This is a genomic window from Roseateles koreensis (assembly GCF_028595305.1).
GTDB lineage: Bacteria > Pseudomonadota > Gammaproteobacteria > Burkholderiales > Burkholderiaceae_C > Paucibacter_A > Paucibacter_A koreensis.
Map to the genome: position 1 here is coordinate 1 of NZ_JAQQXS010000024.1, position 10,617 is coordinate 10,617.

Here is a 10,617-nt window from a genome sequence, read left to right on the forward strand (position 1 = left end):
CGGGGATCTGGAATTGCGGCTGCGCCGCCTGGTCCGCCGTAGCGGTGGTTTTTGTCTTGCGTGGCATTCATGCTCCTTGTCGACATGCTATGCCTCACACACAAAATTTCTGACAGGCTCGAAATAGCCACCTGATTCGCCACTCTGAGGTAAACCAAGTGCCGGTGATCGATACGGATCAGGTCGACTACCTTTTCCACCGCCTGTTCGCAATGATTCAACTCATGCTCAAGAAAGCATAGTAAGCAGTCTGCGGGAAGAGCTGGTGAGTCAACCGGGGGTCCGCCTGCTTGAAGACATGGCGAACAGCTTGCTCAATGCGACCCGGCGCATTGAGCAGCTATGGCCAGCCCTTGCAATCAACGCGCAGCGAAATCCAAAATGACGGATTCAGCACCCTGCTCTACGACCTGCACATCCTCTATCCGCAATTCGCCACAGATTTCTTGATAGGCCGAGAAGCGTTTGGTGTCAGCGACAGGTGGTACCGCAACCGCAAACAGCACGTCACGCGGCAGCAATTGCCGCTTGCGCAATCGACGGATTTTTTGCAGCCAGGCATCACCATGATCGAAGATTCCGTTGGCTTCACTCTGAGCCAGGTTGAAAGGCTTGATCACCTTGGCAACCTGGTCATGCTGACGCTGTACCAGCGGGAAATTGGCGTGAATCTGATCGTCACCGATGCGTTCAGCCTTGAACGGCGCGCTCAAATGCAGGCCAGCAATCAGGCCATGCAGGCGCTTGGCAATGCTGTGCTCGACGTACTCCGGTGTCGCAAATGAACGATCTACGTAGTACTCGAACAACTTGCCCAGCTCTGCCTGCGGATCATCCGTGAGCACAGGGCGTATTGCGCCGAACCGCACAATGGCTTCGCGAGGATGTGCAAGCCCGTCTAGCAAAGCTCGGATCTGGTCTGCACGGTGCGGCCCGCTGGGCTGTTCACGAACCAAGCCGCGAACGCGTGTCAGCTCCCCCTCCATCAACTTCATCGCAGTGCGATAGACATCAGCGGGTAACTCGTCGAAGAATCCGGTAACACGCCCGTACTTGCGAATCTCCAGCTTGAATTCGAAGAAGCCAGTGCTTGGGCAAGTCAACACCAAGCCGACATTGGCAAATTCACCTGTCTCGCTGTAGGGCAGGAACTGAACGATGGCATAGCGGCAAGCAAACTTTTTCATACCGTCCTCCATAGTTCAGGGCTCGCACAACGAGCTAAGGTTGCGAAGATGTTTTCTAAGTCAAAGTTGGCGCGAAGATCCATTTCTGGGTTCATCCACCCCCACTCGGGAGGTGCATTCTCGCAGGCTGGAGCAGCCAGTTCCAAGGCCGCACTCAAACGCGTGGAATATTCTGCCTGCAGCACCAAGTCTGCGCTGATTTGAGCCCATTGCGGCGCAAAGATGTGTTGTTCTATGAAGTCTGCCGCTGAAAAGTCAGGGTCAAAAGCCAAATTGTGGTCAATCACGACGAGCTTCTTGGCCCCGGCATCCCAGAGAAGATTTGTATTCCCAATTTGGCGGTCGCAATTTCGCACCCACCAATCAAACACAAGAACATCACGCTGCGAGGCAATCGGCACGTTGGCCGCCATGCTGGGCTCCAGCCAGGCCGCGCTGGCATGAAGCATTGAGCCAAAGGCCGGCCCTTCGCCTATCTCCCGCCAGCCCAAAGGCGTCTCGGCAAGCAGTTCAGGGCTGACGTCGAGAATGCCAAAAGGAGGCACGGCTAAGCCAAAAGCTTGAGCCAAATGGGCGCATATCCACTCGTTCCATAGGCTGGAGCGGTTTGTTTGCCTGCCCTTGACGAAGTAGATTTCACCGTCTTCTGCGCGACAACGGTAGGGGCGACTTCTCCCTTGATCACTAGGACCGATGATTTCAACGATCTGTATGGCCATCTTGTCTGAGTCCCTGAGTTCTCGTGCGTGGCCGATCAGTAATACTGCTTGATGTACTGATACGCCTTCTCAAACAGTTCCTCATCCGCGTGCAGCTTGTACTTGAAGAGTGCCTTGCGCAGCGCCTTCTTCACCTCGCGCTCGCCGGCCTGCGTGCTCTGCCAACCGGGGAAGCGGACCAAGCGCACGATCTCATCGATGTCCGCCACCACCCGTTCAACCATGATCGGCACTTCTGCCGTTTTGACCTCGTTGAACAGCTCGGTCAGTGCTGACTTGCCGCGATCTTCATCTTCTTCGGGCGGTATCTCTTTTTCGGCCTGCAGCGTCTCCTTGGCGATCTCCAGCAAAGTCTTCAAGAACTCCACGCTATTGATCTGCCCCGACTCAAATCGGTCCTTCAGCGCATCCAGCCGCTCCGACAGCTTCTTGAACTTGGGATTGCCGCCATGCCCGCGCAATCGGCGCTTGAGCTTGATCTCGATTTCCTTGGCCTGCTTCGGATCAGGGTTCGAAAGCACTGCCTCCAGCAAGTCAGCATCCAGCACCAAGGTGTCGAGGTCATCCCGCACTGCATCCACATGCACGTTTTGGTGAATCAGCTCAATCGTCTTCGCGCCGAGTGAATGCCAGATTAGCTTGCCGTGGCCACTTGAGGGCTGCACCGACTGATACACCTGTGACAGCCACTTGTAATCCTTCTCAAAGGGTCCAAGCACCGTGTCTGGTGACAAGGCTTCCCATATCTTGTTCAGTACGCTGAACTCGGCGGCAAAGTTGTCGCGCACCTCGTTGTTGGGCAGGCACTGTTGTGCGGCAATGAGGCCTTCATAGCCTTGTTGGGCGCGGTCACAACCGTGGAAGAAGGCCAGGCACTTTTGCATCGCCTCCGGCAGCTTGTCCTTCAACTCTTGGATGTTGCTGACCACCTGCCTGACGCTTTCGTCATCGAACTCCAGCGCTACCGCCACGTCATCGAAGATGCCGAGGTAGTCGACGATCAAGCCATGCGTCTTTTGCTCGGAATAGGTGCGATTCACCCGGCAAATGGCCTGCAGCAGCGTGTGGTCACGCAGCGGCTTGTCCAAGTACATGGCCTGCAAAATAGGCGCGTCAAAGCCGGTCAGCAGCTTGGCGGTGACGATGATCAGCTTCAGCGGGTCAGCCGGGTCCCGAAAGCGGTCCAACAGCCGCTCTTCCGCATCTCGTGAACGTTCAAAGACCGAATACTCAGGATGCTCTTTCTTGTCGGACGCTTGCACCGACATCACGATGTCCGAGGCTTCTGGCGGCAACAGCTTGTCCAGCTCGGCTTTGAACAGCAAGCAGGACTGGCGATCAAAAGTGACGATCTGCCCCTTGAAACCGTTGGGCTCCACCTTGGTCGTGAAGTGCTGGACGATGTCTTCACAAATCTTGCGCACCCGCTCGGGCGTCTTCACCAGCACGGCCATCTTGGCGGCGGTCTTGGCTAGGTTGTCCTTGTCCAGGTCTGACAGGCCACCAGTCAAATCCTTGTAGGCGGCATCCAGCGCGACCTTGTCGATGTGCAGATCGATCAAGCGCGGCTCGAAGTGCAGCTTCAAGGTGGCGCCGTCACGGATCGACTCCTCGAAGCCGTATCGGCTCATGTAACCCTTTTCATCCTCGTCGGCACCAAAAGCGTAGAAGGTGTTGCGGTCGGAACGGTTGATCGGCGTGCCAGTAAGTCCAAACAAGAACGCATTAGGCAAAGCCTCGCGCATCTTGCGGCCCAGGTCACCTTCCTGCGTGCGGTGGGCTTCATCCACCAGCGCAATGATGTTGCTGCGGTCGTTCAGGCAGCCAGTGGCCTCGCCGAACTTGAAGATCGTCGTGATGATGATCTTGCGCACGTCTTGCGCCAGCAGTTGCTGCAGCTTCTCGCGGGTGTCGGCCTTTTCCAGGTTGGGAATGTCCGCCCCGGTGAAGGTGCCGGTGATCTGGCTGTCGAGATCGATGCGGTCCACCACAATCAGCACCGTAGGGTTCTTCAGGCCAGCGTGCATGCGCAGCTTCTGCGCGGCAAACACCATCAGCAGGGACTTGCCCGAACCCTGGAAGTGCCAGATCAATCCCTTCTTGGGGTAGCCCGCCAGCACGCGTTCCACCAGCTTGTTGGCCGCCTCATATTGCTGATAGCGGCAGATGATTTTGATGCGGCGTTTCTTCTTGTCCGTGGCGAACAGGGTGAAGCTGCCGAGGATGTCTAACACCACATTTGGGCGCAACATGCTCTCGGCCGAGAGCTTGAGCGACATCAGCGGATGGTGTTGAGCATCACCACCATCCAGATGCCACGGTCCCCAATCCTTGACCGGCAGGCCAATCGATCCGTAGTGATAGGCCTTGCCTTCCGTGGCCACTGAGAACACATTGCAGACAAAAAGCTCCGGCACGAACTTTTCGTAGTCGTTGTGCACCTGCACCGCGCCATCCACCCAGCTGATGCATTTCTTGACCGGGGTCTTGGCCTCGATCAGCACCAGTGGCAGTCCGTTGACCAACAACACAAGGTCGGCGCGGCGCTCGGTGGGACCGGCGCGGCAGACAAACTGCTGGGTGACGATGTACTGGTTCTGTGTCAGGTCGTCCAGGTCGATCAGCCGCACCGGCACATGCTCGTTGTTTGGGCCGAAAGGCATCGAACGCTCGCCGCGCATCCAGGCCGTCATTTCCTCGTTGGCGCGGATCAGACCATCCGAGCGCACTGACAGCACGATGGCGCGCAGCTTGTAGAGCACCTCGTCGGCGCGGTCGCGCTGGGTAGCAATCTCCGGGTTCAGGCGAATCAGCGCCTCGCGCAGCCAAGGCTCAACCAGCACTTCCTGAATCTGACGGGGCACCTCGGCCGGGGCAGCGTAGCGCCAGCCGATGCCTTTGGGGCTGGGGCCGTACCTGGACTGGGGTTCCTGGACGGTGTTGGCCGGAACAGCTTTGATTGGGCCGGCGAGCAGATCGCGGACGTAGGCTTCGACGGTGTTGGACTCACTGAAGCTCATAGAGCCTCCTGCAGGAAAGCGGACACCAACTTCCTGTTGCATTCGCGCCTTTTTTCAAATTGTGTAGTCGCAATTTTGACTGCTTCAAGAGTAGCGACGATTGATTTCTGCTCCTCCATATCAGGGTAAGGGACACGAAGCTTTTTCAGCGTGCCAATAGACAGTTCATCGCGAGTCGATCCCACAATGTATTTTTGAATGTATCGCCGGTAAGGCGCAGAGCGCAGCAGCAAAAGCATGAAGCCACTGTCAATCTTTGGTCCCGGGCGAATCCGTGCAATGTCGCGTGAGATGTTTCCGGTAAACCGGGGCGGAACGCAGGCCACTTCACCGATGATCGCCTTGACCGAAATCAGTACGTCGCCTGACTCAATGCGGCTCCGACCATATCCGCTCTCAACGTCTTTGCTGGTTTTATGTAATGGACCACTAAAGTCACCCGAGAGATCCTTGATTTGAACGGTCGGAATTCCTGCTGGATCGTTATCTCCAACTTGAACAATGCCGTAACAGATTGGCGCATCCGTTGGACACAAAACCTCCATCGTTGATACAGCCCAACTTGCCGGGAAGACAGACAATGGGTCGCTGTCGTGATAGTTCTCGCGACGTGGTGCAAATGTGTCAAGGACTAGTCGTTCGAACAGAGTAGAACCCGTGGAGCTGGCATGACGCAACCGCTCCCTGACCTCAACTGCCTGTAGCAGCGTTGAAACCAACTCAAGCTGCTCTTGTATAGGTGGGAGTGCAAGCTCAAAACCCGCCAAACTCGTCCAGTTCGTGCGCGGGCTCAATGAGCCTGCTGACGTACCAACCGCGTGATCGAAGAAGGCATCGGTCTGGCAGATGAACGGCAGGAAATTCGGCAGCAAAACCTTTGAGTCCTTGGTCTCTAGTACATAGATATCCCCGGAACACACTCCGGAGAAATCCGCTACAGCCACCTTGCGCTGGTAGGCGCGGCGCTTGCCGAACAGCACCTGTCCGGGTTTAAACACGCTGGTAAAGGTCACGCCGTCAGCGACGTTGCCCCAGCTGCGAATGCGCAAATCGCCCGGCTCCAGATGCTCAAGACCAACGTAGCGGTCAAAGCCGTCGGTAAGAGGATCTTGGCTGCGGACTTTCGAGAGTCGCACCACGTCGCCAAATTTAACCAGCGGCCATTTAGAGCTCGCGTTTGAACGAACCATTGCTTTTCTATTCATGGCTATCAATTGGTAACGACGACGCGTTCCTGCAGATGGATAACTCCATTGCGTTTGCTGATGCATCGCAACTCGATAAGGTGAGTCTCAGCTTCATCGAACTGCTGCTGTGTTATTGGCCCAAGCCGAAGCTTCCGACGCTCGACGTTGACCATTTGAAGCGCGAGATCATCTCGAACTTCACGCTTATCGTTTCGGTTTAGCCAAAGCGCCCGCAGGAGTGTCGACTCAACCTCTGTAATGGCCACATTTCCGTATCGAATCAATTTATTCAGGACATACAGACCTATCCATGGCAGCAACCATGCAGGTGCCGTAGCACCCCCGGCACCTGCGATCAAGACATCTGGCCCAACATCCACCAGCTTCTTCATGTTGAAAATGATGTTGCTGATCTTCCATGTACTCCCGCCCTTTCGTCCAAGCGATTCATGCGTGACGAACGCAAGCGTGTCTTCTTTGACATTGCGGGTCGAACCGGTGGACCTGCTAGTGGCCCGCTGTCTAACTTCGACTACGTCGTAAAAACCTGCCGCCAAGGCTTTTAAGTCCGTCTGCGGAAATCGGGAGGCAATCTGTCGGATCGCGGTGCGAATGACGATGCCAATGTCGTCTAAACTTTCAAAATCCGCCGGGATCAAGTGCGCATCGCCTCGACGAACAACAGCTTCCAGAGAGTCAAGCTCGCTCTCAAGCGCGTCCATCTGTTGCCAGAACGCACGGCCATCGGTTTGCCATTGATCCCAGGCCGAGCGCAACGACAAGGCGTCTCCATTGCTGTCGGTGGCGACTGCTGCTGCAATGCGCTTCACGTACAGCGGTATCGACAGGTTGGCAGCATGGGCGCTGATCTCGGTCAAGGAGGCAACCTTCGCGAGCCCGGTCACATCCGCAAATTTCTTGTAAGCGGTCAGGATGCGCTGCTGTTGATCTGGCGTAAGGAAACTCTGTGCTCGCTCGCGGGTGACCTCGTTCACCGCGTCGATGAAGATCACCTTGCCCTTGCGCGCTTTCGCCTTCTTGCGGTTGCAGATAACGATGCACGACTCCATCGGGGAGTTGTAGAACAGGTTGGGGCCAAGGCCAATGACGGCCTCTACCCAATCCTGCTCAATCATCTTTGCGCGCATAGTCTGTTCCTCGTTGCGGAACAGCACGCCGTGAGGCCAGAGAACCGCACAGCGGCCCTTGGCGGTGAGGCTGGTAAGGATGTGCTGCTGGAAGGCATAGTCGGCGCGACCCTGTGGCGGCGTACCCAACTCATTGCGACCCCACTTATCACTGCTCCAGGCCTCGCGGTCCCATTGCTTGATGGAGTACGGCGGGTTGGCCAGGATCACATCGAACTGGCGCAAACGGTCGCCCTCGATATGCTTGGGTTCAGCCAGGGTGTCACCCCGGCTGATATCGAAGTCTTCCACGCCGTGCAGGAACAGGTTCATGCGGGCAATGGACGAAGTAATCAGGTTGCGTTCCTGCCCGTAGAGTTTGAGCGTTCGATATTCGCCGCCTGAGCGTTTCACTTCGTCCAAGGCCGAGATCAGCATGCCGCCGGTGCCGCAGGTAGGGTCATAGATTGACTCACCGGCCTGGGGGCTGAGCAGCTGCGTCATCAGGTGGACGACGGTGCGGTTGGTATAGAACTCGGCGGCTGTATGGCCCGAGTCGTCGGCAAACTTCTTGATCAGGTATTCGTACGCATTGCCCAGTTCGTCCTCGGGCACGTTGGCCACCGAGAGTGTCTGCGTCGAGAAATGCTCGATCAGGTCTTTCAGCGTTTCATCGGGCAGCCGTTCGCGGTTAGTCCAGGCCGCGTCGCCGAAGATGCCATCGAGCATGCCCGGGTTGGCTGTTTCGATCGTCCGCATCGCCCTCTGGATGGCTGCGCCGACGTTCTTCGGGGTCTGGCGCACATCGTTCCAATGCGCACCGTCAGGGATCTGAAAGCGATGGTTCTCAGCGAACTGCGCGTAAGAGAGATCGCCCTTGGAGTTGCCCAGCGCGGCCTGGTATTCCTCCTCCCACACATCTGCAACGCGCTTGTAGAACAGCAGCGGGAAGATGAACTGCTTGTAATCGCCCGCATCGATGAGGCCGCGCAGCAGCACGGCAGCACCCCAGAGGTAGCTTTCGAGTTCTTGTTGGGTGATGCGGCTCATGGCTTGTCGTACGTCTGCGCGTATTCCAGGTAGTCGTTAATTGGCGGCTCATCGGCTGCGCCCGGCGTCGAGTAGTCTGCGACGGTGAGTTGGTCCGCCTCTTCCATCGCCTCAGCAAAGGCGTCCAGTCGGAGCATTGCGGCCCCAATCTTCACCTCGCCCACAAGGGTCGCAAACCACTCAATGCAGTGCGAGGAGCCAGCGAAGTACTGGATGCGGAACTCGGTGTGCCCGTCCTCTGTGTAGCTGACGAAGCCGCAGTGCTCGGAATCGATCTGAAACTGGTACTGGCCGGCGGAGATCGAGATGTTCAGATCGGGGATCAGAATTGGCAATCTCTGCAGTCCAAAGAGTGCCCGCATCAGCGTTTGCCGCCGTGCTGGCACATCGCTGCTCTGTACGAGTCGCTTTGCCAAGGCTCGGCTCAGCCGGGCAATGACACAGGCGTCCTCCGGCGGGATGAGGATCAAGGTCGTGCTCATCGCAGCCAACCGCCTTCTTCCATGACTCGCGCTAGGTGGTCTTCCGCCTCGCGGCAACGGCTCAGCGCGTCCTTGAACGCGGCTATGGCCTCAGGCAAGGGCGGAATGTCCTCTTGCAGCGGCGGCAAGACGTAACGCGAGATGTTCAGCGTCCAGTCTTCAGACTTGATTTCATCAAGCGTGACCACCCGGGCCGTGTCCTCCACATCGGCAAAGCCACGACAAAAGCCCAAGATCTCGGCAGCATGCTCAAGCTCCAGATAGTTCTGTGCACGGCCTCGGCGAAAAAGGCGCGAAGCATCCACGATCAACACCTTCTTCTTGTGCTTGGCAGTCTTGCGTTTGCGCAGGACCAAGATGCAGGCCGCCAAGCCGGTGCCATAAAACAGGTTGGGCGCCAGGCCGATCACGGCCTCCACCAAATCCAACTCCAGCAACTTCTGCCGGATGCTGCCTTCTGCCCCTTTGCGGAACAAGGCGCCTTGGGGCAAGACCACGGCCATCCGACCGCTCACATCGGCCATGGACTTGACCATGTGTTGAACCCAGGCGAAGTCTCCGCTGGACGATGGAGGCAGGCCGGCGAAGTTGCGGCCGAACGCATCGTTGACCCATTGCTCTTCACCCCACTTTTCTAGCGAAAAGGGCGGATTGGCAATCACGCAGTCAAAGGTGGCGAGCCTGTCGCCTTCAAAGAATGCAGGGTTACGCAAGGTGTCACCACGCACGACCTGAAAGTCCTCGATGCCGTGAAGGAACAAGTTCATGCGAGCGATGGCGGACGTGGTGAGGTTTTTCTCTTGGCCAAAAAGCTTGCCCCACAGGCGCTTGGTGTCACCGTGCTGCTCTTTGACGTGTTGCACAGCAGACAACAACATGCCGCCGGTGCCGCAAGCCGGGTCGTAGATGGTGTCGGCCTCTTTAGGGTCGAGCATGTCGATCATCAAGCGCACGACGCTGCGCGGCGTATAGAACTCACCGGCCTTCTTGTTGGTCGCGTCAGCGAACTTCTTGATCAGGTATTCGTAGGCGTCACCGAGCAGATCAGAGGTAACGTTTTGGTTGCCGAACGGCAGTTTGGAGAAGTGCTCGATCAAATCCTTGAGCAGCGCATCGGATAGCCGGTCCTTGTTTGACCACTGTGCGTCACCGAACACGCCATACAAGGAATCCGGATTGGCCTTCTCAATCTCACGCATGGCACGCTGCAAGGCTGCGCCAACATTGCTCGCCTTGCTTCGGACGTCGTTCCAGTGGCAGTCTTCGGGGATCTGAAAGCGGTGAGACTCAGGGAACCAAGCCAGTTGCTCGTCACCGGTCTCGTCGACGATCTCCTGGTACTCCTCGTCCCAGACATCGCAGATTCGCTTGAAAAACAGCAAGGGAAAGATATAGGTCTTGAAGTCGGCCGCATCCACCGGGCCGCGCAGGATATTGGCTGATTCCCAGAGGTGGCCTTCAAGAATGGAGAGAGTGACAGGGGATTGGCTCATGGACCTGGGTATCGTGGCTTGAATCGGGCAAGGAGGAGCATTTCATGCTGGAGCGGCTTGCGAAAAACATTCCGCATGGTCCGCGCCCGGGGGAGGAGTCTACAGGCGCGTTAACCGTTAGGACGGGTCTGGCGGACTGAAGCAGCGAAGGATGGGCTTGCTGGCGGGCCTGTCCGAATTTCTGTGTGTGAGGCTCATTGAACCTTCACCGGTTTCGTGAAGCTGGCTGGAGATCTTACGGGCTCGATTTGGTGAACCGGTCGTCGTAGAGGATCGCGAATTGGTTCATTGCTGATTTCCAGTTGTTGGCTGGCCGTCCCCAATCCTCTGTGATGTTGCGCAATGCCAGCCA

Annotated in this window: 7 protein-coding genes and 1 pseudogene; 1 reads left to right on the forward strand and 7 read right to left on the reverse strand. The window is 57.1% G+C overall.

Annotation, left to right across the window (positions count from 1 at the left end):
• Positions 1-122 precede the first annotated feature (122 nt).
• A pseudogene (locus tag PRZ01_RS19340) lies at positions 123-242 on the forward strand (AbiJ-NTD4 domain-containing protein); the annotation flags it as partial.
• A 117-nt stretch (positions 243-359) separates the two neighbouring features.
• On the opposite strand, the gene PRZ01_RS18905 reads toward PRZ01_RS19340, so the two are convergent.
• Genes PRZ01_RS18905 through PRZ01_RS18935 form a run of 7 tightly spaced genes read right to left on the reverse strand, consistent with a single transcriptional unit; the run spans position 360 to position 10,265 of the window.
• Positions 360-1,199 (reverse strand): DUF3037 domain-containing protein, encoded by an 840-nt coding sequence (locus PRZ01_RS18905; RefSeq protein WP_273598404.1) that lies wholly within the window; start codon positions 1,197-1,199, stop codon positions 360-362.
• On the reverse strand, positions 1,184-1,906 hold the full coding sequence (locus PRZ01_RS18910; RefSeq protein ID WP_273598405.1) for a HipA family kinase: 723 nt from the start codon (positions 1,904-1,906) through the stop codon (positions 1,184-1,186). The genes PRZ01_RS18905 and PRZ01_RS18910 overlap by 16 nt, the downstream gene beginning before the upstream one ends.
• 35 nt (positions 1,907-1,941) lie before the next feature.
• Positions 1,942-4,926 carry a type I restriction endonuclease subunit R gene (locus tag PRZ01_RS18915; RefSeq protein WP_273598406.1) on the reverse strand — a complete coding sequence of 995 codons (2,985 nt, stop codon included), beginning with the start codon at positions 4,924-4,926 and terminating at the stop codon, positions 1,942-1,944.
• A complete protein-coding gene (locus PRZ01_RS18920) occupies positions 4,923-6,197 on the reverse strand; it encodes a restriction endonuclease subunit S (protein WP_273598407.1) in 1,275 nt (424 codons plus the stop codon). The genes PRZ01_RS18915 and PRZ01_RS18920 overlap by 4 nt, the downstream gene beginning before the upstream one ends.
• Positions 6,137-8,290 (reverse strand): type I restriction-modification system subunit M, encoded by a 2,154-nt coding sequence (locus PRZ01_RS18925; protein WP_273598408.1) that lies wholly within the window; start codon positions 8,288-8,290, stop codon positions 6,137-6,139. The genes PRZ01_RS18920 and PRZ01_RS18925 overlap by 61 nt, the downstream gene beginning before the upstream one ends.
• Positions 8,287-8,772 (reverse strand): hypothetical protein, encoded by a 486-nt coding sequence (locus PRZ01_RS18930; protein ID WP_273598409.1) that lies wholly within the window; start codon positions 8,770-8,772, stop codon positions 8,287-8,289. Before PRZ01_RS18930 ends, PRZ01_RS18925 begins: the two co-directional genes overlap by 4 nt.
• Complete coding sequence (locus tag PRZ01_RS18935; RefSeq protein WP_273598410.1) at positions 8,769-10,265, reverse strand: type I restriction-modification system subunit M; 1,497 nt, start codon at positions 10,263-10,265, stop codon at positions 8,769-8,771. The genes PRZ01_RS18930 and PRZ01_RS18935 overlap by 4 nt, the downstream gene beginning before the upstream one ends.
• Positions 10,266-10,617 lie beyond the last annotated feature (352 nt).